The 23,629-nt window shown below is 68.2% G+C and carries 22 protein-coding genes; 7 read left to right on the top strand and 15 right to left on the bottom strand.

Annotated features, from left to right (window positions below; genetic code table 11):
- Window positions 1–11: 11 nt before the first annotated feature.
- From Pka01_RS07775 to Pka01_RS07765, 3 genes are read left to right on the top strand one after another with little or no spacing between them, the layout of a single operon-like run.
- Window positions 12–560 (top strand): dTDP-4-dehydrorhamnose 3,5-epimerase family protein, encoded by a 549-nt coding sequence (locus tag Pka01_RS07775; protein WP_203881913.1) that lies wholly within the window; start codon window positions 12–14, stop codon window positions 558–560.
- A complete protein-coding gene (locus Pka01_RS07770; RefSeq protein WP_203881912.1) occupies window positions 557–1,486 on the top strand; it encodes a hypothetical protein in 930 nt (309 codons plus the stop codon). The genes Pka01_RS07775 and Pka01_RS07770 overlap by 4 nt, the downstream gene beginning before the upstream one ends.
- Window positions 1,474–2,481: a hypothetical protein gene (locus Pka01_RS07765; RefSeq protein ID WP_203881911.1), complete on the top strand. Its 1,008-nt coding sequence runs from the start codon at window positions 1,474–1,476 to the stop codon at window positions 2,479–2,481. Before Pka01_RS07770 ends, Pka01_RS07765 begins: the two co-directional genes overlap by 13 nt.
- Window positions 2,482–2,553: 72 nt before the next feature.
- On the opposite strand, the gene Pka01_RS07760 is transcribed toward Pka01_RS07765, so the two are convergent.
- Entirely contained in the window at window positions 2,554–3,891 is a 1,338-nt protein-coding gene (locus tag Pka01_RS07760; RefSeq protein WP_203881910.1) for an O-antigen ligase family protein, read from the bottom strand.
- Between the two features lie 23 nt (window positions 3,892–3,914).
- Window positions 3,915–4,661: a hypothetical protein gene (locus Pka01_RS07755; protein ID WP_203881909.1), complete on the bottom strand. Its 747-nt coding sequence runs from the start codon at window positions 4,659–4,661 to the stop codon at window positions 3,915–3,917.
- Between the two features lie 190 nt (window positions 4,662–4,851).
- On the opposite strand from Pka01_RS07755, the gene Pka01_RS07750 reads away from it, so the two are divergent.
- On the top strand, window positions 4,852–5,721 hold the full coding sequence (locus tag Pka01_RS07750) for a DUF6492 family protein (protein ID WP_203881908.1): 870 nt from the start codon (window positions 4,852–4,854) through the stop codon (window positions 5,719–5,721).
- 19 nt (window positions 5,722–5,740) lie between these two features.
- Here Pka01_RS07750 and Pka01_RS07745 read toward each other — a convergent pair whose 3' ends face one another.
- The 9 genes from Pka01_RS07745 to Pka01_RS07705 all read right to left on the bottom strand — a co-directional run bounded on the left by Pka01_RS07745 (window position 5,741) and on the right by Pka01_RS07705 (window position 15,312).
- The gene (locus Pka01_RS07745) at window positions 5,741–6,649 is read right to left on the bottom strand and encodes a hypothetical protein (protein WP_203881907.1); all 909 of its coding nucleotides are present in this window, start codon (window positions 6,647–6,649) and stop codon (window positions 5,741–5,743) included.
- A 282-nt stretch (window positions 6,650–6,931) separates the two neighbouring features.
- A complete protein-coding gene (locus Pka01_RS07740; protein WP_203881906.1) occupies window positions 6,932–7,822 on the bottom strand; it encodes a glycosyltransferase family 2 protein in 891 nt (296 codons plus the stop codon).
- Window positions 7,823–7,849: 27 nt separating this feature from the next.
- Window positions 7,850–9,364, bottom strand: coding sequence for an oligosaccharide flippase family protein (locus Pka01_RS07735; protein WP_203881905.1), 1,515 nt, complete (start codon window positions 9,362–9,364; stop codon window positions 7,850–7,852).
- Between the two features lie 15 nt (window positions 9,365–9,379).
- Window positions 9,380–10,396, bottom strand: coding sequence for a hypothetical protein (locus tag Pka01_RS07730; RefSeq protein WP_203881904.1), 1,017 nt, complete (start codon window positions 10,394–10,396; stop codon window positions 9,380–9,382).
- A gap of 5 nt (window positions 10,397–10,401) precedes the next feature.
- Window positions 10,402–11,658 (bottom strand): DUF4910 domain-containing protein, encoded by a 1,257-nt coding sequence (locus tag Pka01_RS07725; RefSeq protein ID WP_203881903.1) that lies wholly within the window; start codon window positions 11,656–11,658, stop codon window positions 10,402–10,404.
- Window positions 11,655–12,674, bottom strand: coding sequence for an NAD-dependent epimerase/dehydratase family protein (locus tag Pka01_RS07720; protein ID WP_203881902.1), 1,020 nt, complete (start codon window positions 12,672–12,674; stop codon window positions 11,655–11,657). The genes Pka01_RS07725 and Pka01_RS07720 overlap by 4 nt, the downstream gene beginning before the upstream one ends.
- A complete protein-coding gene (locus Pka01_RS07715) occupies window positions 12,675–13,325 on the bottom strand; it encodes a PIG-L deacetylase family protein (RefSeq protein ID WP_203881901.1) in 651 nt (216 codons plus the stop codon). It abuts the gene before it with no gap.
- On the bottom strand, window positions 13,322–14,098 hold the full coding sequence (locus Pka01_RS07710; RefSeq protein WP_203881900.1) for a sugar phosphate nucleotidyltransferase: 777 nt from the start codon (window positions 14,096–14,098) through the stop codon (window positions 13,322–13,324). Before Pka01_RS07710 ends, Pka01_RS07715 begins: the two co-directional genes overlap by 4 nt.
- A complete protein-coding gene (locus Pka01_RS07705; protein ID WP_203881899.1) occupies window positions 14,095–15,312 on the bottom strand; it encodes a class I SAM-dependent methyltransferase in 1,218 nt (405 codons plus the stop codon). Before Pka01_RS07705 ends, Pka01_RS07710 begins: the two co-directional genes overlap by 4 nt.
- Window positions 15,313–15,490: 178 nt before the next feature.
- On the opposite strand from Pka01_RS07705, the gene rfbC reads away from it, so the two are divergent.
- A complete protein-coding gene (gene rfbC / locus Pka01_RS07700; protein ID WP_203881898.1) occupies window positions 15,491–16,081 on the top strand; it encodes a dTDP-4-dehydrorhamnose 3,5-epimerase in 591 nt (196 codons plus the stop codon).
- Window positions 16,082–16,120: 39 nt separating this feature from the next.
- Here the strand turns inward: rfbC and rfbD are convergent, their stop codons facing one another.
- Window positions 16,121–16,963: a dTDP-4-dehydrorhamnose reductase gene (gene rfbD / locus Pka01_RS07695; protein WP_203881897.1), complete on the bottom strand. Its 843-nt coding sequence runs from the start codon at window positions 16,961–16,963 to the stop codon at window positions 16,121–16,123.
- A 55-nt stretch (window positions 16,964–17,018) separates the two neighbouring features.
- Window positions 17,019–17,990, bottom strand: a complete 972-nt coding sequence (gene rfbB, locus Pka01_RS07690) for a dTDP-glucose 4,6-dehydratase (RefSeq protein WP_203881896.1) — start codon at window positions 17,988–17,990, stop codon at window positions 17,019–17,021.
- Between the two features lie 266 nt (window positions 17,991–18,256).
- On the opposite strand from rfbB, the gene Pka01_RS07685 reads away from it, so the two are divergent.
- Together Pka01_RS07685 and Pka01_RS07680 are read left to right on the top strand one after the other, a co-directional pair.
- The gene (locus Pka01_RS07685) at window positions 18,257–19,831 is read left to right on the top strand and encodes a DUF4082 domain-containing protein (RefSeq protein ID WP_203881895.1); all 1,575 of its coding nucleotides are present in this window, start codon (window positions 18,257–18,259) and stop codon (window positions 19,829–19,831) included.
- A 96-nt stretch (window positions 19,832–19,927) separates the two neighbouring features.
- Window positions 19,928–20,830, top strand: coding sequence for a phytanoyl-CoA dioxygenase family protein (locus tag Pka01_RS07680; RefSeq protein WP_203881894.1), 903 nt, complete (start codon window positions 19,928–19,930; stop codon window positions 20,828–20,830).
- Window positions 20,831–20,843: 13 nt separating this feature from the next.
- Here the strand turns inward: Pka01_RS07680 and Pka01_RS07675 are convergent, their stop codons facing one another.
- Both Pka01_RS07675 and Pka01_RS07670 read right to left on the bottom strand, forming a co-directional pair.
- Window positions 20,844–21,908, bottom strand: a complete 1,065-nt coding sequence (locus tag Pka01_RS07675; protein WP_203881893.1) for a glucose-1-phosphate thymidylyltransferase — start codon at window positions 21,906–21,908, stop codon at window positions 20,844–20,846.
- Window position 21,909: 1 nt separating this feature from the next.
- Window positions 21,910–23,379: a sugar transferase gene (locus Pka01_RS07670; protein WP_203881892.1), complete on the bottom strand. Its 1,470-nt coding sequence runs from the start codon at window positions 23,377–23,379 to the stop codon at window positions 21,910–21,912.
- Between the last annotated feature and the right edge of the window lie 250 nt (window positions 23,380–23,629).

Here is a 23,629-nt window from a genome sequence, read left to right as displayed (position 1 = left end):
GGGATTCTCAGATGCGAGTTGAGCACACGGCGCTGGACGGGGTGCTCCTTTTCGTTCCGACGCCCCACCGCGACGACCGAGGCCTGTTCACCAGGACCTTCGACTCCGCCATCGCGGCGGAGCACGGTCTGGACCCGAACGCGTTCATCCAGGACAGCCAGTCACGATCCCGGCAGGGGACGCTTCGCGGCATGCACGGCAGGTCGGGGCGGGGCGAGGCGAAGCTGGTGCGGTGCGCGCGAGGTGCCGTCCACGACGTGCTGGTCGACGCGCGACCGGACTCCCCCACGTTCGGCGAGCACATCTCCGTGGTCCTCGACGACGAGTCCTTCCTGACCCTGTACGTCCCTCCGGGCCTCCTGCACGGCTTCCAGGCCCTCACTGAGCAGACGGACGTCTGCTACCGCATCGACCGGGAGCACGACCCGGCCGAGGACGTCTCCGTGCGCTTCGACGATCCAGACTTGAAGATCGTGTGGCCGCTGCCGGTGTCCACGATCAGCGATCGTGACCGCTTCGCGCCTAGTTGGGCGGAACTCCGGGAACGCCTGTCGAGGTGAGACGACTCATCCTGCCCCTCGCCGGGGCGATGGCCAGCCTTGCCCTGTGTACGCCCGCGTCCCCGGGCACGGCCTCGCCCAGCGCGGCGTCGCCGAGCGCCCAGTCCCCGAGCGCGCAGTCCCCGAGCGCCGGTTCGCCAGGCCCGACCAGGACACCCGGCGGACGCAAGTGCGAAGGACATCCGACGCCCGAATGCACGGGCGTCCCCGAAGGCACGGCGCTGAAGACGTTGCAGCCGAACTTCTACGACGCCTACCGCGTCACCAAGGACGGCACCGTACTCGACGGCGTCCACGTCCCCGGGGACCTGCTGATCACGGCCGAGAACGTGACGATCCGCAACAGCATGATCGACGGCCAGGTGCAGGACCATTACGAGCGGCGGACGTACTCCTTCACCATCAGCGACTCGACGGTCGGCCCGGCCACGGGCTGCGACCCCAACCCCGGCGTGCAGGACGCGCGCTTCACGGCCGACCGCCTGCACGTGCGCAACCACGTCGACGGCTTCAGCGTCTCCGGCGACAACGTCAAGATCACGAACTCGTTCGTGACGCTCTGCTCCCGTCCCGGCGACCACTCCGACGGGATCCAGACCGTCGGATCCGGGCACGGGCTCATCTTCCACCACAACACCGTCGACCAGCGCATGGCGCCGGACCACACCGCACCGCTCTTCCTCGTCGATCCGAACACGGGCGTGTCCGTCACCGACAACCTGCTCATGGGCGGCACGTACACGATCAGGCTGCGGGCGGCCCCCGGCACGATCGCGAAGAACAACGCGGTCGTCGACGGAACGTGGGACTACGGCCCGACCGACGTGGACTGCGCGTCCACCCAGTGGTCGGGCAACACACTCGTCCGGATCAACGCGAAGTACAAGATCACCTCGACGATCGGACCACTGCCATGCGTCGGTTGATGTTCGCGGCGACCGCCTTCTTACTCGCCGGCTGCCAGACCTCCGACCCCGTCCAGGGGCAGGCGGCAGCCGCCGGGGCGGCCGAGGTGGCCGTCGCGCCCGCCTCCCCTACGGCGGCGAGTCCCACGCCCAAGGCCGTCCGCAAGGTGAAGCCCAAGCTCAAGCCGGAACCGAAGCCCACACCGACCGCCTCCGTCACCCGCATGGCCTCGCGATCGGGTTTCCCGACCGAGGCCACCACGGGAGTGCCCAGCGGGACCCGCCTGACCGTCGTCACCGGCGACCAGGTGTTCTCCGCCAGCGGGCAGATCATCGAAGGCAAGGACTTCCGCGGGTTCGTGAAGGTGCGCGGGAAGAACATCACGTTCCGGAACTGCATCTTCAGAGGACGCGCGACCAGCGACAACGCCGCGCTGCTCAACACCGAGGCCGGCGTCGGCACCGTCGTCGAGGACTCCGAGTTCGTCCCCTCGAATCCGTCGGCGACCATCGACGGCATCTGGGCCGAGGACACCCGCATCTACCGGGTAGACGTGCACGGCAGCGTGGACGGCATCAAGGCCGACAGCGACACCCTGGTCCAGGACTCCTACATCCACGACATGAAGTGGTTCGCCCACGACCCCAACCAGGGCGGCGGCCCGACGCACAACGACGGCGTCCAGTCGTTCGGCGGCGAGGCCAGGGTGACCCTGCGGCACAACAGGATCGACATGTCGGGGCTCAAGGACGCCAACGCGGCCTGGCAGAGTTCCGCACGCGACTCCCTCGCCGAGGGCAACCTGTTCGACGGCGGAGGGTGCACGCTGAACTTCAGCCATCAGGTACTGAACGGATCGCTCACGGGGATCCGCCTGGTGGGCAACCGGTTCGGCCGCAACTCGTTCTTCGACTGCCCGATCCTGCTGAGCACGAAGTCCTTCCTGGCGGAGAACCGCGGCAACGTGTTCGACGACACCGGCAAGCCGATCCCGGCGCCGCAGCGCCACGACTAGAGCGCCGCAGCGCCACGACTGGACACGAAAAGAAGGCGCCCGCCCCACCCGGGGCGGGCGCCTTTCTCACGTTCAGGGAGTGGGCGAGAGCGCTTCCTGTCGCGGAGCGGGCGAATCCTCGGCCGCCTTCTGCTTTCGCTCGGCCTCCGCTATGCGCAACAACGCGCCCGCGGCTCCGAGTAGCAGGAAGAACAAGCCGGTGACCTGCGGGAAGGCCATCATGTCGAACGTCAGCGACCCGACCAGGGGCACGAGCAGACAGGCGGTGAGGACCAGCCCGAGGTCGCGGATGGCCGGATCGGTGCTCAGGTAGCGCGCCCGCAGCGCCGCTCCGACGCCGAAGAAGATGACCAGCACGAACGCCGCCAGTCCGACGACCCCCGCCTCCACCATCGTCAGGAGGTACTGGTTGTCGAAGATCTGGTGCTTCGGCGCGTACCAGGTGCCGACGCCGCGCCCGAACCACGGGCTGCTCAGGAACTCCTTCAACGCGTTCGGGTAGTCGTGCACGCGGAACTGGATGCTCTCGTCGTTTCCGACCCCGGCGAACAGCTGGTAGAAGGTGTAGATCATCCCCGGGATGAAGATCTGGACGCCCACCGCGAAGACGCCCACGGCGGCGAGCGACTGCAGCCGTCGTTTCCCCGGCCAGCCCAGGAACATGACCAGCCCCACGACGGTGGCCGCGAGGATGCCGGAGCGCGAGAGGGAGAAGATCAGGCCCGTCGCCACCAGCGCCGTGCACACCCACCACCGTTTGGCCGGCAGGCCGCGGTCGCGCGAGTGGAAGCCGTAGTGCGCCGCGATGGGCAAAATCATCGCGGTGATGACGGCGAACTCGATGGGATGTCCCGTGGTCGAGGCGACCCTCAGGAACGACGACCGGTCGATGACCGTTTCCACGCCCTCGACCGAGTTGGCGCGCAGGATGGGGATTTCCAGGTACCGGGTCAGGTCGAACTCGAACAGGAACTGCAGGCCGCCGATGAACGAGATGATCGCCCCGGCGACGCAGACCGTCTTCAGGACGAAGTCCAGCCGATCCCTGCCCTTGACGCCGTCGCACACGGCGAGCGCCAGGCCCAGGTTTCCGACGATCAGCACCAGTGCGTGGTCGGCGATGTTGAGCTCGTCGGACGGCAGGTACGAGTAGGTCCCGTGGCCGTACACCGCCAACATGGCGATGGCGTAACCGAAGATCGCCGTACGGACGAGGTTGTGGCCCTTGGCCGCCCCCAGCTTCCTGGTGAAGTGGCTGAAGAACCAGACGATGCCGATGCCCAGGCTCAGCACGTCGGACAGCGTGAGGGACATCGGGAGCCCGCGCAGGACCATGCGCGCGGGGATGACGAGCAGAGCCAGCGCGAAGAGGCTGACCAGGGTCGCGCCGTCGGCACGCTGACGCAACACGGTGGGACTCGGTGACATCGCGCTCAGCCGTGCAGCACGGGGCTGACACCCGGCCTGCCGGAATCCTGCGCGGGCTTGACCGCACCCCAGTCGGCGACGGCCGCGGCCTCCTTGGCCCGCCTGGCCCGGCGAGCGTCCAGGAAACTCTCCACCGCGAAGGCGGCGAAGAAGCTGAGGATGAGACCGGCAGCTCCCGCCGCGGCGGCGGCGCGGCTCTTGCTGCCAGATTCCGCGATCGGCGTGGTGGGCGGCACGACCACCGTGACGTTCAGGAAGGTCTGCTGCGGAGCGCCCACGGCGGTCTGCCTCTTGGCCATCTCCTCCTTGGCCCGCGCGACCAGCTTGGTGACGATGCCCTCCGCGCCTTCCGCGGTGTCACTCTCCGCCTCGATGAAGACGAAGGGACCGCTCATCATCCACTCGGGGTTGGTGGCTCCGTTGCTGACCGTGAAGCCGGTCTTGCCGCCGGGGACGACCCCGAGCTCCGTACCGACCTCCGGTGCGCTGAGCGCCTGAATGAGGATCGAGGCGGACATGCTCAGGCCGTCGTCGAAGTTCAGCAGCGGGTTGGTGACCGGATCCGGCTGTTTGGAGTTGACCGGCAGGCTGCTTCCCGTCTTCGGGATGGTCAGCACGATCCCGGCGGAGGAGGTGTAAGTAACGGGGACCGCCGCGTACATGCCCACCGCCGCGCCGATGCACAGCAGGAAGGTCGGCACCACCACATACCACCTGCGGAGCACGACCAGGACCGCCCCCCAGAAGTCCATGCGCATTCCCTCCCAAGTAGACGGAGGCGACCGAACCGCACGTCACCTACTGGAGCATCGGGACAACCAATGCACCGCGTTACGTTCCCTTTAGGGTCATGTTAGAGGAATTGGCATGACCGTGTCCCCGATCATCCGGAACCGCTAGCCTGTACCGGCATCGACGTCCCGGAAATGGAGACCTTCGCCCATGCCCGAGCTGGCTGTCATCACTCCGACCTGGCGGCCCGATGCCGAATTCTTCGCCGACCTGCACGCGTCGGTTCTGAAATACACGTCTGAAGACACGGTTCACCACGTGATCGTGCCGGCCGCGCATCGATCCCACTTCGCCCGTTTCGAAGGGCCGCGCTGCCGTCTGTGGACGCATCCCGAACTGCTGCCCCGCAGATACTGGCGGCTCCCCGGCGGCGTGTGGGGCAACGCCGCGGCCCCCTGGCCCCCGGTACGGGGATGGGTCATGCAGCAGGCGGCGAAGATAGCCGCCGCGGCGACCATCGAGGCCGACGCGGTTCTCATGGCCGACTCCGACGTCATCCTCGTGCGCCCCACCACCGCCGCCAAGTACGTCGTGGACGGCAGGCTGAGCCTCTTCAGGGAGAAGGACGCGATCAGCCCGGAGATGGAGCGGCACGTGCTGTGGCACCAGGTCGCCAGGAACCTCCTGGGCCTGCCGCCCGGCCCGCCGCCCCCCTTGACGGACTACGTGGGCGCCATGATCTTCTGGGATCCCGCCGTCGTGCGCGCCATGCAGGAGCGCATCAGCCAGGTGACCGGCCGGCACTGGGTGGACGCCTTCACCTCGCAGTTGCACATCTCGGAGTTCATCGTCTACGGCGTGTTCGCCGACGAGGCCCTCGGGGAGAAGAGGCGCCCGCCGGAGAGCCCGCCTGCGTGTCTCAACTACTACGACAGGACGCCGCTGACCCGCGAGACGATGGCCGGCTTCGCCGACACCCTGCGGCCTGACCAGACGGGCATCATGATCTCGTCGCATTCGGGGACCCCCAGCGACGTCCGTCTGGCCACCGTCGAGATGTGCGAGCAGGTCGGCCGATAGTGGAACGAGCGGGCGGGGCTCAGTCGCGAGCCTCGCCCCGCCGGTCACGTGCCTTTCCGTTGATGGACGGACGTGCGCCGATGCCCGAGTCCCCCCCGGCCATGTCGGACAGCACGATCACCACCTGAGTGTCGTCGTCGTTGAGCTCGGCCGACCCACGAGCCGGCTCGTAATCCCCCTGCTTCTGCTCGACGGTTCCGGGTCCGGACTGGATGATCGGCCGGTAGGAAGGCGTCCGGCTCTCCCCCCGCGGCAGGCTCAGGCGCTGCGTGTCGTCCGCCGCCCAGTAGATCCCCGGGTCGGACTTCGTCGAGGTCGCGACCGGGCCCTTGGACAGCTTGGAGCGCGCTCGGGCGTAGGCGACGCCGAAGCCCGCGATGGCGAAGAGCAGGAACGCCGCGAGCGCGGCCTGGATCTTGCCGCTGAGCACCTGTTCCGGCACGGTCGCCGGAGACACGTCCGCGGCAGTGATGAACGTGCCCTTGGGCGCGCCGAGTTCCTTCTGCCGCGCGTCGAGTTCGGCGCGGACACGCTGCTGTGCCTTCCCGACGATCCCGGACGCCTCGGAGCCCGTCCTGGCGTCCACCGCGATGTAGACGAACGGACCGGTGGTGTCCAACAGGTTCGGGTTGGTCCTGCCGTCGTCGACGGTGATCTGCGTCGGGCCGTTCTCCGGCGCGCCGAGTTCCGCCTTGACGTCCGGGTCGTTCATCGCCTGGATCAGGATCGCCGAGGTGGTCTTCAGTCCGTCGCCGAAGGTGAGCAACGGATTGCTCAGCCCGTCAGGACGGGCGGGGTCGAGCGACAGCGTCGGCCCCTTGGTCGACGTGGTCAGCACCATCAACACGCCGGAGGTGTAGTGGACCGGCATCAGGAAGAACGCCACCGAGGCCGCTGCGACGGCCAGCAGGATGATCGGCGGCCCCACGAATTTCCGTCGAATCAGGCTGAAAACGATCTTCCAGAAATCCACTGCTACCCCCGCCTTTCCCAAGTGCACGGAGTGCCTCGGGCGGCCCCGACCATACACGGAAGCATCGTACGAGCCATACTGATCGTTACTCCCTCGTTTGGACATGTCCATTACACCTCAGAAGAGATCGCCTGGTACAGCACGGATCCTTTGCCCAGCGCATCGAAATGAACTCGATCCGTTCCGCGAGCCGGCCGTACGGCGGCCGAGCAGTGCGGAACCGCCGGGTCGACACCACTAACGTCGGCCACCACCTGTTGCTAGGCGGACGACCTTGCGGCTCCGGCGACTCAGCGTCTGCTTCTGCCGGCGAAGGTAGGTCTTCGCCACCTCCGCCCGTGCCCGGCGGATCTGTTCCGGCGTGAGGTCGAGGGTGTTCAGATGCTGGAGAACGGCACGGAACTGAAGCGTGTTCGCGAAGTGCGCCGTCCATCCGGGGACTCCAAGGGTATGGGCCACGTCCGGAAGCCGGCGGCGGCGCAGGTTCCGACTCGACAACACCTCGGGGACATGACCCCAGGGAGCGGCGAGCGCGAGGATCATCGCGAAGACCTCGTCCTCGCGGATCATCACGGGACGGGGAAGAGCTGCGACCTGTTCCCGGCGCACCAGCGCGTACAGCGGGTCGAGCAGCAGGTGCTCCGCGGTGAGCACGCGCAGTATCTCGGCGAGGCGGTCGACGGGGTCGTCGGACAGCAGGCCCGTCTCGCGGTAGGCCGGGGGCGTCATCACGGTGCCGTCGGGCTCGTTGTAGCTCATTCCCGCGGTCACGAGGATGAGGCGCGGGTCCTCCGCGAACACCTCCAGGGACTTGGAGACGCAACCGGGCTCGAGCGCGTCGTCGTCGCCCATCCAGCGCAGGAAGGTTCCCTTGGCGAGGGTCTGGACGTACCTGAAGTTCTTGATGATCCCCACGTCGTGCGGGTGACGGTGGTAGACGACCCGGTTGTCCGAGCGCGCGAGCTCCCGGCAGAACTCCTCGGTGTCGTCCGTGGAGGCGTTGTCGGAGATCACGAGCTCCAGCCGCTCGTGGTCCTGCTCCAGCACCGACTTGACGGCATCCCTCATCGTGTCCGCGCCGTTGCGGACAGGAAGGCCGATGGACACCAGCATGTCGGTCGTCCGCATCACGTTCTCCCCTAGTGGCGACTTGAATCAGACGAAGCGGGCTACCCGCGAGCGGACGTGTCTGAGCGACTCGAGCGGGACGACGATCAGGCCGTAGACCACCAGGCCTGCGCCGCCGGCGACGACGAGCTCCAGCATGTAGTGGCCGTCGAGCATCGCCGCCAGCAGCGCCGTGACCGCGCAGGACACCAGCCCGCCCAGCGCCGGGCGGACGAGCGTGCGCGGGATCGGCGCGAGCTTCACACCGGCCCGGTGCACGCCCAGGATCGCGAGCGGAAGGGCGACCAGCAGTGCCGCGGCGGCCTGCCCCATGGCGGCGCCCCGGATGCCGTCCAGGTGGGTCCCGACGACCACCGCGGGAATCATCGCGAGGCCGTAGCCGACGTTCATCCAGACGGTGGCCTTGGTCGCGCCCTGCCCGTTGAGGATGTCCAGAGCCAGCGAGGTCAGCATCCGCACGACCATCAGGACGGCGAGGAAGCGCAGAACGCCGGCCGCCTGGTCCCACTTGCCGCCGTACAGGAACATGATGAGCGGGTGCGCGAGCACGCCCATGACGATGGCGAGCGGGAGCACCCCGGCGAACAGCAGCGGGACCGACCGCTGGACGCCCTTCGACAGCGACTCCGGCTTGTCCTCGGCGAGGCGCGAGAACCCGGCGATCGAGACCGTGCGGATGGCGGTGCCGATCAGACCGGGAACCCAGCTCGACACGTTGAACGCCAGCAGGTAGAACCCGAGCCAGGCCGGGCCGAGGATGTAGCCGACGATGATGTAGCCGACGTTCAGCAACACCGCCTCGAGGCCGATGCCGACCGCCGACGGGATGCCGAAGCGCAGCAGCTTCCTTGCGATCTCGCGGTCCAGCCCGAACCGGAAGGGAAGCTTGGCCAGCCGGAGCACGATCACGCCGGTGACCACCGCAGCCGCGACCTGACCCCACGCGAAGCTGTACGGCCCCGCGCCGTTGGCGGCGAGCGTGATGGCGAGCGCCGCGTTCACCACGAACCCGGCGAGGATGGCGATGCTGCTCTTGTCCTGCTGGAACCTGCGCAGCAGCGCGGCGCTGCGCACCGCCGTCACGGCCTCGACCAGGATGACCGCGGTGAGCAGCCGCACGACCGGTGCGGCCTCCGCGCTGCCGGCCGCGGCCGCGAAGTAGGGCGCCCCCACCCAGAAGATGCCGTAGAGAGTGGTGGCGGACACGAGGTTGAGCACGGTGGCGGTGGGAGCCATCTCCTCGAGCGAGCCGCGCCACTGGATGGTCGCCGCCATGATGCCGAGGTCCTTGACCACCATCACGAACGACGTCGCGGCGAGCGCGACGGCGTAGATGCCGAAGTCAGAGGGCGAGAGCAGGCGCGCCAGGATCAAACCCATGACGAAGGAGCCCGCCTTCATCACGAGGTTGCCGAGCAGACTCCATCCGAAGCCGCGCCCGGCCTGCTTGCCGATCGCCCGGGCCTCGTTCTTGGGGCGCTGCCCGTTCCCGGCGGCCTCGGAAGGCCGTACGAGATTGCCGGCGCCCTGCTCCTGTTCCATTCGTGCCCTTCCCGACTACTTCGGCTCGGTGACCCGTTCGAGCCAGATTTCTCGCCAGAAGGGGACGAACTGGCGGGGGCAGTTCGATTTGTACACACCTGAGCAGACGATGTCATCCAGAACGATACAAGGGTTCTTCATCTGCAACATCCGCCCCGTCTTCTCGTCCAGGAGGCGGTCTACCCGCGCACGGACCCGGGCGGTACGGCCGCAGTAGCGGGCCATCTCCTCCTCGAAACCCATGCCGCGGTTCAGCCGGTCGGCGTCGAGCGTGGCGACGATTTCTTCCTTGGACTTGATGCGGACCAGCTCTCCCGGCTGCAGGTCGAGAGTTCCAGTCGGGGTCTTCGTGTTCGGGCCCGGGGGGACGAATCCCCACGTCATCCCGTTCTTGATCCACAGCGCCTTGGGAAGCTTGCTCTTGCTGAGCTTCTGGAAGCGGGCGAACAGCCCGAAGAAGAGGGTGCGGAAGGTCAGGGACGGGCCCGCGTTGCCCACGCGGATGTCCGTGACGTACTGCCCGAGGTCCCGGAACGGCAGGCGCTCCGGAGCGGCGCGCAGCAGTTCCGTCGCCTGGCAGGAGTAGCGCTCCTCGCCGTCCTCAGCGGGCTCCTTGCGGGTGTTCACCTCGAGGAGGGGCAGCAGCCGGCCCGAAGGCACGGCAGGGGCCGGAGCGGGGGCCGGAGCGGGGGCCGCGTCGTCGACGCGCTTGATCCACTCCTCTTTCCAGTACATCAGGCAGGAGGTCTGGCATCCGCCGTGCGCGGCGCCGTCGCAGCGGGCGGTCAGGTGGACCGCGTTGTCCATCCGCCGCATGCCGGTTCCGGAGATCGTGTCGCAGAGCTTGAACGCGACCTTGTGCACCGTCAGCCGCTGCCCGCAGAACCTGGCCATCTCCGGCATGAACGGCAGGCCGTCCAGCTCGCCCTTCTCGTCGAGCGTGGCGAGGATCTCGTCCTCGCTGAGCACCTCGACCGTGTCGCCGACGCGTAAGCCTAACCGGGGCTTCACGTCTGTGTCGGACTGCGTCATCTCACCTATTCCTTCACCAAGCCGGCACCGTGTAGAGCCTTAGCCGCGTCCGCCACCACAGTGAAGGGGAGTGTGGATCGTTCTGCGATGTCCAACAGGCTGTGTGAGCCGTCGGAGAGGTTCAACACCCAGAGCATGGCCATTTGGATTTGTTGTGTGTCACTACGCCCGCCCAGAGATCCGTAGAGGCCGCGCCTGCCCAGCTGGGGCTCTCCGTAGGGGCTGGTGTTGTGGTACTTGCGGTTGCGCTCGAGGATTCCGACCGCGTCCCACAAGGTCTCGAGGGTGTCGGCCATCGCCTCAGGGGAGACGAAGTCCGGGTTGTCGGCCGAGGTGTGGTACTCGGGGTAGCCCGCGTACGGAGTCCTCGTCAACGAGCCCACGCCGAGGTTGAACCCGGGTGAGCAGTACTGCCGCTCGTCGTAGCCGTACGGCGTGAAGTCCACGATGGTGTGGTCACGCCCGGCGAGCACATGCCGGAAGACGCGGTCGATCTCGGCGTCTCCCCGCCTGCTGCGCTTGTAGGTGAGCGAGCCGCGGTCGCCCGCGCAGGCCAGCACGATGCCGTGCTTGACCCGGTCGACCCGCTCCCGGTTGAGCGCGAGCCAGGTGATCGCGCCGATGGTGCCGGGCGCGATCAGGAACCGGTAGGTGTAGTAGGGGTTCTCGATGCGCTGGGCCAGCGCGGTCGCCACCGCGATGCCGGCGAGGTTGTCGTTGGCCAGCGAGGGGTGGCACACATGGCAGGAGATGAGCACCTCGTCCGCGACCTGCCCGGGGATCACGTGCTCGCCGTACGTGAGGTGGCCGGGGGCCAGGGTCGAGTCGATCCGCACCTCGTACTGCCCCTCGGGCAGCTCCTTCAGCGTGTTCTCCGCCAGGCAGAAGCCCCACGTCTCGGAGTAGTAGCTGGTCCGGTACGGGATGAGGTCGGGCTGGTCCGGCAGCGTGTGCAGGTGCGGCCGCAGCTCCGCCAGCGACATCGTGGCCGAGACCGGGACGCTGTAGCCGACCACGTGGAGGTTGGACTCCGCGAAGTCGACCACCCGCCTGCCCGTGGCGTCCTTTATATAGGCGTCACGGATGTTCCACTCCCGGGGGATCGTCCAGTCGAGCACGTCGGTTCCGGTGGGAACCTCCGTCACCTCGAGCGGGATCGACTCGCCCACGATGTCGAGCGTGCTCCGCACGCCGTCGCCGGTGATGCTCCGGCACAGCGGGTAGAGACGCTCGACCAGAGCGTGCATCTCCTGTGGAGTCATGGGCGCAGGGTGGCGTCGATGGAGCCGGCCTCCCGGCGGTGGGACAGCCACGCGAGACGGGTGAACCTGTCGGTGAACGCGTCCGCCGTCAGCTCGAACCTGCGGTAGGCGTCGATCAGCTCGACCGCGCCGGCCTTGACCGTCCAGCGGGCCTCGTAGCCCGGCATCGCCGCCCTGATCCTGCTGAAGTCCACCCGGTACGACCGGGGGTCGGCCCCCGCCTCGCCGGTGATCGCCAGCGTGGAGCCGGGGACCGCCTCGATCACCTCGGCCGCGATCTCGGCGACCGTGAGGTTGTTCTGCTCGGTCCCGACGTTGAACGCCTGGGTGTGGACGGCCTCACGCGGCGCGGCCAGCGCCTCGACGAAGGCGGTCGCGATGTCCTCGGCGTGCACCAGAGGCCGCCACGGGGTGCCGTCGGACAGCACCCGCACCTCACCGGTCAGGAGCGCGTGACCCACGAGGTTGTTCAGCACGATGTCGGCGCGAAGCCGCGGCGAGAACCCGAACGCGGTCGCGTTGCGCAGGAAGACCGGCGTGAAGTCGTCGTCGGCCAGTTCGACCAGGTCGTCCTCGACCCGCACCTTCGACTCGGCGTACGGCGTGACCGGCCGCAGCGGCGCGTCCTCAGTGAGGAGGTCGTCCCCGCCGGAGGCGCCGTACACCGAGCAGGTCGACGCGTACAGGAACCGCTTGACCCCGGCGTCCTTGGCCAGCCGCGCGAGACGCGTCGAGGCGTGGTAGTTGATGTCGTAGGTCAGCTCCGGAGCCAGGGCGCCGAGCGGGTCGTTGGACAGCGCGGCGAGGTGCACGACGGCGTCGAACCCGGCGAGATGCTCGGGACCCACGTCGCGCAGGTCCACGGCGATGGTCTCAGGATCGGCCGGGGCGGGCCCCAGCAGGCAGGTGGCGAACAGTCCCGAGTCCAGGCCGACCACGTCGTGGCCCGCCGCGGTGAGCACCGGGGCCATGACGCTGCCCAGGTAGCCCTGATGCCCGGTCAGCAATACCCGCATTCAGTTCTCCAGATCCAAAGTGAGCTTGTTCACGTGGAACGCCTCGGCGTAGCGCGCATGACATTCGATTCCCCGGATGCGCGCGAGCCCGAGAAACGCTTCACGGTCGTACCAGGGGCGATGCCGCTGCGACGCGTAGTGCTGCTGCAGCAGCTCCACCTTGGCCTCGGCGATCTCGGGGGTGAGCGGCTGGTAGACCGAAGGCGCCGCGAGGTCACCGTCCCACTTGACGATCTCGTACCCGAGGGCGAGATGGTCGCGGAACGCCGTCGGCACCAGCTTCGCGAGCCCGCGGTGATCCTGGTGGGCGTCGCCCCGGAAGGGGGCGAACAGCAGGTCGGGCTCCGTCCGCGCGCGCAACTCCTCGACCGCGGCCTTGGCCTCTTCCCAGTGCGCGGGCAGCCGTCCGTCGCGCAGCTTGAGCACGGTGACGCGCAGGTCGGCGCCGGGGCAGAAGGCCGCGAGCGCCGCCCGCTCCTCGTCCTCGCGCTCGGTGCCGCCCCCGGACAACACCAGGGCGTCCACCTGGACGCCCGGCCGCGCGGAGCAGACGGTCAACAGGCTGCCGCCCGCTCCGATCGCCAGATCGTCGCAGTGCGCGGCGAGCGCCGCGATCCGCGTGACGCCGGCCGCGGGGCGCAGACCTATCACTCGTGCTCCCACAACGCCCAGGGGCGCTCGCCGCGCGAGTAGGCCTCGTCCAGTGCCACGCGCTCCTTGACCGTGTCGGTCGGCCGCCAGTAGCCGCGGTACGGGTAGGCCAGCATCCGGCCGCGCTTGGCCAGCTCGCCGCAGCCGTCGACGACGAGGTCGCCGTTCTCCGGGATGTGGTCGAAGACTTCCTGCCTGAGCACGAAGTAGCCGCCGTTGACCCACAGCGGCATGTCGCTGACGGGCGTGATCCCGTCGACCATGCCGGACTCGCCGAGCTCGACGCAGTGGAAGCTCTCCGCGGGCGGCACGACCATCATGGAGGCGCCGGCGTCGCTCTTCTCGAAGCGCTCGATGATCTCCGGCAGCGGCGCGTCCGTGAGCACGTCGGCGTAGTTGGCCAGGAACATCTCGTCACCGTCGAGGTAGTCGCGCACACGGCGCAGCCGCTCTCCGATGGGCGAGTTGATCCCGGTGTTCACGAACGAGATCGACCAGTCGGAGATGTCCGTCGACAGCAGCTCGACCTCGCCGTTGCGCAGGATGAAGTCGTTGGACGTCGTCTCCTCGTAGTTGAGGAAGAAGTCCTTGATGTGGTGCGCGCCGTACCCGAGGCAGAGGATGAAGTCGGTGTGCCCGAAGTGGGCGTAGTACCTCATCACATGCCAGATCAGCGGCCGGGGTCCGACCAGGGCCATGGGCTTGGGGACGTCACCTGGAGTGCCCTCCCGCATCCGCATGCCATAGCCCCCGCAGAAGAGGACAACTTTCACGAGACAATCTCCAGAGTGGGGATCGGGAAGACCAACCGGCCTCCCCATTCACGGATGTAGGAGAGCTGGTCCACGAGTTCGTCGCGCAGGTTCCACGGGAGGACCAGAACGTAGTCGGGCCGGTCCGCGGCGATCTGTTCCGGCGGCAGGATCGGGATGCGCATCCCGGGGGTGTACCTGCCGTGCTTGTAGGGGTTGCGATCCACGGTGTAGGCGAGCAGGTCGGGCCGGATGCCGCAGTGGTTGAGCAGCGTGTTGCCCTTACCCGGAGCGCCGTAGCCGGCCACGGTCTTGCCTTCGGCGGCCGCGTCGATCAGGAACCTGAGCAGGTCCCGGCGGACGCGCGCCACCCGCTGGGCGAACTCGGTGTATCCCGACAGTTCGTGGAGGCCCGCGGCCTTCTCGCGGTCGAGCACGTCGAGCACGCGCCGGCTGGGTTCCCCCGCGACCTCGGCGGGCCGGGCCCAGAGCCGGATCGAGCCGCCGTGGGTGGGCACCAGTTCGACGTCCACGAGGGTGAGCCCGCCGCTCTCGAGCGCGCGCTGCGCGGAGGCGACCGTGTAGTACTGGAAGTGCTCATGGTAGATGGTGTCGTACTGGTTCAGCTCGATGAGCGTGAGCAGGTGCTGCACCTCGATCGAGACCCAGCCGTCGTCGGCGACCAGGTTGCGCAGACCCTGGGTGAACCCGATGACGTCGGGGATGTGCGCGTAGACGTTGTTGGCCACCACCAGGTCCGCCGGGCCGTGCTCGGCCCGTACGGAGGCGCCCGTCTCAGGGGAGAGGAAGTCGGTGCGGGTCGGCACGCCCTTCTCCACGGCGGCCCGGCCGACGTTCGCGGAGGGCTCGATCCCCAGGCAGCGGATGCCCCGCTCGACCACGTGCTGGAGGAGGTACCCGTCGTTGCTCGCCACCTCGACGACGAACGAGGGCTCCAGCCGCTCGACGGCGTCGGACACGAACGTCCTGGCGTGCTCCACCCACGACGTCGAGAACGACGAGAAGTAGGCGTACTCCGTGAACGTGTCCTCGGGGGTGATCAGCGGGGGGATCTGCGCAAGCCAGCAACTGGTGCAGACCTGTAAGTGCAGCGGGTAGGTGACCTCTGGCTCTTCTAGCTGGTCAGCGGTGAGGAAGCGCTCACAAGGCGGCGTGGCTCCGAGATCGACGACACCGGCGAGGTCCGTCGAACCGCACAGTCGGCACTGCGTCATCAAGCTCCCCGATTCGGAGGTCCAAGTTACTTGCCGCATTCCAAGACGCGGCTGGGGCTGGATTGGTTGACGCTGACGATGCGACATTCCCCCCGCCCAGAATTGAACACCACCGACGGCATTTCCGGAGCATCTCCGCAAGCGTAACAAGTTGCTGATCACGTGGCATGCTTCCCGCATGGACCCACTGAGCATCGATGGACTGTGGACGTACACGCCGCGTATCCACGGCGACACCCGCGGCGCCTTCCTCGAGTCGTTCCGCGCGGCGGACCTCCACGAGGCGGTGGGGCACCGCCTGGACCTCGCCCAGGTCAACTGCTCGGTGTCGAAGCGGGGCGTCCTTCGCGGCATCCACTTCGCCGACGTTCCGCCTGGTCAGGCCAAGTACGTGACGTGCGTCTCCGGCGCCATCCTCGACGTGGCGGTGGACCTGCGGGTCGGCTCGCCCACGTTCCTGCGGTGGGAGGCGGTGCGCCTGGACGACGAGTCACGGCGCGGGCTCTACCTGGCCGAGGGCCTCGGTCATGCCTTCCTCGCGCTCAGCGAGGAGGCGACCGTCGTCTATCTGTGCTCGACGCCGTACGCGCCGGGCCGGGAGCACGGCGTGCATCCGCTCGACCCGACGATCGGCGTCGAGTGGCCGCTCGACACCGAGCCGCTGCTGTCGGACAAGGACGCCGCCGCGCCGTCGGTCAAGGAGGTCCAGGACGCCGGGTTACTCCCCGACTACGCCGCCTGCCAGGCGTACTACGAATCGCTCCGATAGGCCTCCGGGCGAGGCTCGGGCGCGGGCCTCGCCCGGGGGTCAGCCGGCGCTCAGATGAGGCCACGCGGCCCGCAGAGCCTCTCTCCAGTCCCGGAGGGGGGCCACCCCTGCGGAGGCCCACCGGCCGTGGCCCAGGACGCTGTTGGCGGGCCGTGCGGCCGGACGCGGGAACTGCGCCGCGGGAATGGGCAGCACCCTTTCGGGCTCGGCGCCGAGCAGGGTGAAGACCTCGCGGGCGAAGCCGTGCCAGCTCGTCCGGCCCGCGCTGGTGCCGTGGTAGACGCCGGGCGCGGCGTCCGAACGGGCGAGCCGCACGATCTGGGCCGCCAGGTCGGCGGTCCACGTCGGCTGCCCGATCTGGTCGTCCACGACGGAGACGGTGTCCCGTTCCGCCGCCAGCCGCTTCATCGTCGCGACGAAGTTGGGGCCGTGCGCGCCGTACAGCCAGGCCGTGCGGACCACCTGGCCGCCGTGCGCCAGCGCGGCCTGCTCCCCTGCCAGCTTGGTCCGCCCGTACGCGTTGATCGGGCTCGTCGGAGCATCCTCCGCGTACGGCTCCGGCGAGGAGCCGTCGAACACGTAATCCGTCGAGATCTGGATGAGCCGTTCCCCGCATGCCTCCGCGAGCGTCCGCACGGCGTGGCCGTTGAGGGCCAGCGCCTCGTCCTCCCGCTCCTCGGCGGCGTCCACCGCCGTCCACGCCGCGCAGTTGACCACGACGTCGGGTTTGACGTCCCGCACCGTCGTCACGACCGCGTCCGCGTCGAGCAGGTCGAGGTCGCCATGGGACAACGCGACCGCCTCCTCGCCCTCGCGCGCGAGAAGGGCGACGAGGTCGGTGCCGAGCATCCCGCCCGCTCCCGTCACCAGCCATCTGGTCATTGACGCCTCCGTGGTCAGTGGGTGTCGATCAGTCGCGTCGGTCAGGGCACGCCGGTCAGACGGCGTCCGACCGCAGCGGCTTCCACCACGACGGGTTGTCGACGTACCACTGGACGGTCTCCGAGATGCCCTCGTCGAAGCCGACCCGGGGGGCGTACCCGAGGGCGCGCAGCTTGGCGTCGTCCAGCGAGTAACGCCGGTCGTGCCCCTTCCGGTCGGCGACGCGCTCGACCCGGTCGAAGGAGGCGTCGAGCTCGGCGAGCAGGCGCTTGGTGAGCTCCAGGTTGGTCAGCTCGGCCGTGCCCGCGATGTGGTAGATCTCGCCGGGCTCGCCCACTTCGGCCACGAGCTGGATGCCCCGGCAGTGGTCGTCCACGTGCACCCAGTCCCGGATGTTGCCGCCGTCGCCGTAGAGCGGGACGGAGCCTCCGGTGAGCAGGTTGGTGATGAACAGCGGGATGACCTTCTCGGGGAACTGGTACGGCCCGTAGTTGTTGCCGCACCGGGTGATCGAGACCGGCAGGCCGTGGGTCACCGCGTACGCGCGGGCGATGAGGTCGGCGCCCGCCTTGGAGGCCGAGTACGGCGAGCGCGGGGCCAGCGGCGCGCTCTCGTCCCAGGACCCGGTCTCGATCGAGCCGTAGACCTCGTCGGTCGAGACCTGGACCACCCGGCTCACCTTGGCCGCCAGGCAGGCCTCCATGAGCGCCTGCGTCCCGAGGACGTTCGTACGGACGAAGTCCGCCCCACCGTCGATCGAGCGGTCCACGTGCGATTCCGCGGCGAAGTGCACGACCACGTCGTGCCCGGGGACGACCTCGGCGAGCAGGTCGGCGTCGCAGACGTCGCCCTGGACGAAGTCGTAGCCGCCCTCGACGGGAGCGAGGTTGCTCAGGTTGCCTGCGTAGGTCAGACGGTCGAGGACCGTGACCGACGCCCCGGCGAACGCGGGGTAGCCGCCGGTGAGAACCGTACGGACGTAGTGGGAACCGATGAATCCGGCACCACCGGTGACGAGAAGCTTCACTGGGGATCCAACCTGTCGACTGAGACCTCGGACGTGATTCTGCCGCATGTCGGCTCCGGACATGCCCAACGGATATAGCGACTCCTTATCCGCGGAATCGGTTGGCTCCCCTTTCGGTCTTAAGTGGACAGGACGGGAAATGTCGGCAAGATTGATGCGCGACTGTTATCACTACCGTCACAATGGCCAATGGCCCTGCGGTCGGTTGGAAAACGGTCCGGCAGAGCGACATCGAACCGGGCGCACAGGCGCGGAGGTCTCCAGACATGGCCCACTCGCACTCTTCCCGTCACGATTTCGGGGAGGACCGCTCACCGCGGCGCCGCGCCAGAGTGATCACGGCGTCCGTGCTCGCCGTCGTCCTCGCAGGCGCGGCGTCGTACGCGGTGTGGCAGACGGCGACGGGCGGCACGGAGCCCACGAAGGCGAACGGGCCCGCTGTCGCGGACGGATCCGTCGTCGCGGCGCCGGTGGTGACGCCCAAGATGAAAGAGGTCAGCTTCTGGAAGCCGGCCGCCAAGATGAACGTGCCGCGGCACGCGGACGACGTGCCCCTCGAACTCGGCACGCGTTTCACCGTCTCGCGCAACGGCTGGGTGGCGGGCATCCGCTTCTACAAGGCGTCCGGCGAGGAGGGCCGGCACACCGGCAGCCTCTGGGACGCGGACGGCAACCGTCTGGCCAAGGTCACCTTCACCGACGAGACGGCCACGGGGTGGCAGGAGGCCACGTTCGACGAACCCGCCATGGTGGCCAAGGGCAACGTGTACACCGTCTCGTACCACACGGAGAACGGCGTCTACGTGGGCCGGCCGCGTGCCACCTCGCTGCGGTCCGGCCCGCTGTCGTCCGAGGCCGACAAGACCGGCGTCTACCGCTACGGCAAGGGCGGCGGCTTCCCGACGCAGTGGAACCCGAAGAACTACAACTACTACGTCGACGTCATCTACCGGTGGCTCGACGGCGGCCCCGAGCCCACTCCGACGCCGGTCAAGCCGAAGCCCACTCCGCGCAAGTCGCCCTCCAAGTCGCCGTCTCCCTCGCCGAAGCCGCCTCTCGAGGCACAGGGCTCGACCGGGAACTGCCCGGCCTTCCCGACGCCGACCTGCACGGGTGTGCCGGCAGGCAAGAAGCTGAAGACGCTCGCCTCGAACATGACCGGCGACACCTACCGGGTCACCAGGCGCGGGACCGTCCTCGACGGCGTCCACGTCACCGGCACCCTGCTCATCACCGCGGCCGACGTCGTCGTCAGGAACAGCCTGATCGACGGCGACGTGAAGAACGAGTACGACCGGAAGATCTATCCGTTCACCATCTCGGACTCCACGATCGGCCCGGAGAGCGGCTGTGACAGCACACCGGGCCTCTGGAACGCCCAGTTCACGGCCACCGGCCTGCACATCCGCAACCACGTGGACGGCGTCAGCGTCGCCGGCGACAACGTCAAGATCAGCGACTCCTTCCTCAAGCTGTGCTCGCATTCCGGCGACCACTCCGACGGCATCCAGACGGTCGGACGCGGTGACGGCCTGATCTTCGACCACAACACCGTCGACCAGAGCGACGCCCCCGACCACACGGCGCCGGTCTTCCTGGTGGACTCGAGCACGGGCGTCTCCGTCACGAACAACCTGCTGATCGGCGGCACCTACACGATCCGGTTGCGCGCCTCGGACGGGACCGTCGCGAAGAACAACCTGGTGGTCAACAAGTCATGGGACTACGGGCCGAGCGACTCCGACTGCGGAAACACCACGTGGTCCGGTAACAAGCTGGTCACCATCGACAGCCGGTACCGGGTCACGTCCACAATCGGTTCGCTGCCCTGCGAAGGCTGACCCGGGCGCGTAATCCGGTGATCCCGCGGGCGCGTCCTATCGACTGTCGGTGACTAGCATGCGACGCGGCATGCGAGACGAGGGAGAACTTTCACCATGACCACAGTGCACTCGAACAGTGGCGTCGACGAGGAGACGCGGCGGTCGCTCCTCTACAAGGGCGACGTGTTCGTCTACCCGGCTTCGGCGTCCTCGACGGAGCTGATCGGTTTCGCGCGCGAACTGATCGAGGAGGCGTTCGGCGGCCGCGACCCGGAGACGGCACAGTTCGAAATGCCCGTGGAGGAGTTCGCGGCCCTGCTCTCGCAGCTCAAGCCCCGGTTCATCCACCATCCCCAGTGCAAGAAGCTGCTGCCCCTGGTCATGGAGGAGCTCGGCTGCGAGCTGGACCGCACCTATTTCGACGTGCCCCGCCTGCGCACCTCGACCTCCAACGACTACCTCACCTCGGGCATCTCCTACGCCTTCCACCCGCACCGCGACTGCTGGTACTCCGCCCCGTTCAACCAGGTCAACTGGTGGATCCCGATCTACCCGGTCGTCGCGGACAACGTGATGGCCTTCCACCCGAAGTACTTCGACCGTCCTGTCGCCAACGGCAGCGCGCGGTACGACTACGCCGAGTGGAACCGCTCGTCCCGGGTCACGGCCTCGCAGCACATCCACTCGGACACCCGCGAGCAGCCCAAGCCGGAAGAGGAGATCGAGCTCGACCCGCAGGTTCGCGTGGTGCCCGACGCCGGCGGCATGATGCTGTTCTCCGGTGCGCAGCTCCACTCGACGGTCCCGAACACCTCGGGCCGCACCCGCTTCAGCATCGACTTCCGCACGGTCAACGTCGACGACGTGCGGGCGCGTCGTGCGGCGCCCAACGTGGACGCCCGGTGCACGGGCACGACCCTGCGTGACTTCAAGCGCTCGACCGACCTCGCGGAGATGCCGGAGGACCTGGCGCTCGAGTACGAGGCCGAGGCCGAGGAGCACGCCCGCACGAACTGAGGCGCGTCGGCCCTCAGGAGCTGATCTGCACCTTGCTGTGGTCCCCCAGCACCAGACGATGCGCCTTGGGCGTTCTGGGCGCTGGGGTGACCTCCACGTCGTGGCCGATCAGTGAGGCCTCGATCCTGTGGACGCCGTCGATCGACGAACGGGCGAGCAGGATCGAGTACTCGATCTCGCTGTGGCTGATGCGGCAGTCCTTGGCCACCGATGTGAACGGCCCGACGTAGGAGTCCGTGATGACGGTTCCGGCGCCGATGACGACCGGGCCGACGATCCGGGAGCCGCGCACGGAGGCGCCCGCCTCGACGACCACCCGGCCGATGAGTTCGGAGTCCTCGACGTCTCCGTCCAGGCGCGGCTCGAGCGACTCCAGCACGAGCCGGTTGACCTCCAGCATGTCGGCGACGTTGCCCGTGTCCTTCCAGTAACCGGAGATCAGCGCCGGCTGCACGTCGTGCCCGGCGTCGATCAGCGACTGGATGGCGTCGGTGATCTCCAGTTCCCCCCGCCCGGACGGCTTCAGCGTGGCGACGGCCTCGTGGACCGCGGGGGTGAACAGGTAGACGCCCACCAGGGCCAGGTCGCTCCTGGGCTCACGGGGCTTCTCCTCGAGGCCCACGACCCTGCCGGTTGCGTCGAGTTCGGCGACTCCGAACTGCCGCGGGTCCGGGACCTTGGTCAGCATGATCTGGGCGCTCGGGCGCTCGGCGCGGAAGCGCTCGACCAGGCCGTCGATCCCTCCGACGATGAAGTTGTCCCCGAGGTACATCACGAAGTCGTCGTCGGCCAGGTAGTCACGTGCGATGAGGACGGCGTGCGCCAGCCCCAGCGGCGCCGCCTGCCGGAGGTAGGTCACCTGGAGACCGAAGGCCGAGCCGTCCCCGACCGCGGCCTCGATCTCGGCCTGCGTGTCCCCCACCACGATGCCGACGTCCTTGATGCCGGCCGAGGCGATGGCCTCGAGGCCGTAGAACAGGACAGGCTTGTTGGCGACCGGCACCAACTGCTTCGCCTGGGTGTGAGTGATGGGCCTGAGCCGGGTACCTGATCCGCCGGCCAGGACGAGCGCCTTCAACTCAGTAAGCCCCTTCTCCACGGGTGACCGCCGACCAGGTCTTCCATAAGACCTGGAGATCCAACATAAGGGACCAATTCTCCACATAACGCAGGTCGAGGCGGACCGATTCTTCCCATGACAGGTCGGACCTGCCGCTCACCTGCCACAATCCCGTCATCCCCGGCTTGACCACGAGGCGGCGGCGGACGTCGGTGCCGTACTGGGCGACCTCGGCGGGGAGCGGCGGCCGGGGGCCGACGAGCGACATCTCCCCGCGCAGGACGTTGAGAAGCTGGGGCAGCTCGTCCAGGGAGTAGCGTCGGAGCAGACCGCCGACCCCGGTGATCCGTGGATCGTTCCTCATTTTGAAGAGCACGCCGTCCGACTCGTTCTCTTGAAGAAGAACATGCTTGAGACGCTCGGCGTCGGCGACCATCGTCCGGAACTTCAGGACCTGGAACTCACGACCGTGGCGTCCCACTCTGGTCTGCCGGAACAGCGCCTTGCCGGGGGACGTCGCCCGGATCATGACGGCGATGACCAGCATGGGCACGGCCAGGATGAACAGCGCCAGCGAGGCGACGACCTTGTCGAACGCGCTCTTGACGGCCTGGCGGATGCCGTTGATGTCGGGATGCTCCACGTGCAGCAGCGGCATGCCCGCGACGGGCCGCACGCTGATGCGGGGGCCGGCGACGTCCATGAGGGCGGGCGCGACGAACAGGTCGGCGCCCCTGGACTCGATTCCCCAGGCGAGACGGCGCAGGGCGGTGCCGTCCAGTTCCGGGCACGCGAGCACGGCGACCGTGTCGGCCGCGACCATGTCGACGATCGCGGGCACGTCGCCGAAGTCGCCGAGCACCGGCACGCCGTCGACGTCGAGCATCTGCTCTCCGTCCGCTCCGTACGGCAGGCACGCGGCCACCACCCGCATGCCGTGGTACGGCTGACGCCTGAACTGCATCACGAGGTCGATGACGGAGGCCCGGTGGCCGACGGCCACCACCCGCCGCATGTACTCACCGTTGGTGCGGGCGCGGTGCAGGCGCTTGCGCATCTGGTGCCGGAACAACAGCGTCAGAAAGATGGCGAGCGGCAACATCGCCATGACGTAGCTTCTGGCGATCATCGTCTGCGTGGCGTACGCGCCGATGGCGACGACGGCGATCAGGCCCACGCCGCCCTCGGTGACGGCGCGGAACTCGGCGGTGCCCTCTCCGTGGGCGCGCTTGCGATATCCGCCGGCCATCCCCATGGTCAAGGGCCAGATGGCCGTGAGGGCGAGCCCGAAGTAGATGTCGTAGAGCGGGATGAACGCCCCTACCCACAACCGGGTGAGCTCGACGACGGAGAAGGCGATAACCGCGGAGAGCAGGTCGCCCGCTACCAGAACCTTGCGGTAGGAGGCGGTCCACATGCTGGGCGACGACCGCACAACGACGTCAAGGGGAACCACCGGAGGTTCGGGCAGCCCCGCACGAGCTTCCATCTCACCACGCCCTTAGTCGCTGGAGTGTGCAGGAGATTGACGCATAAAGCATCCCAACGGTTCACAGGGAACTCAGGCGTTCCAGGGCCGGGCACCCAGATCGATACTAAAGAGCGACCGGACGGGATGGAACGGTGATCACTGTCCACAATCGGCCGCGGTGAAGCGGCCGATATGGCTTGACGGAACGGTCCAACAGTGCCCCATTAGCATGAAATACCGCCGCGGTTCACCCGTCCGGAAATGGCGT

Origin of the sequence: Planotetraspora kaengkrachanensis, assembly GCF_016862895.1 — a bacterium.
GTDB classification, from domain to species: Bacteria; Actinomycetota; Actinomycetes; order Streptosporangiales; family Streptosporangiaceae; genus Planotetraspora; species Planotetraspora kaengkrachanensis.
Note: the sequence above shows the minus strand (reverse complement) of the source record. Positions and strands in the feature narration are given on the sequence as shown.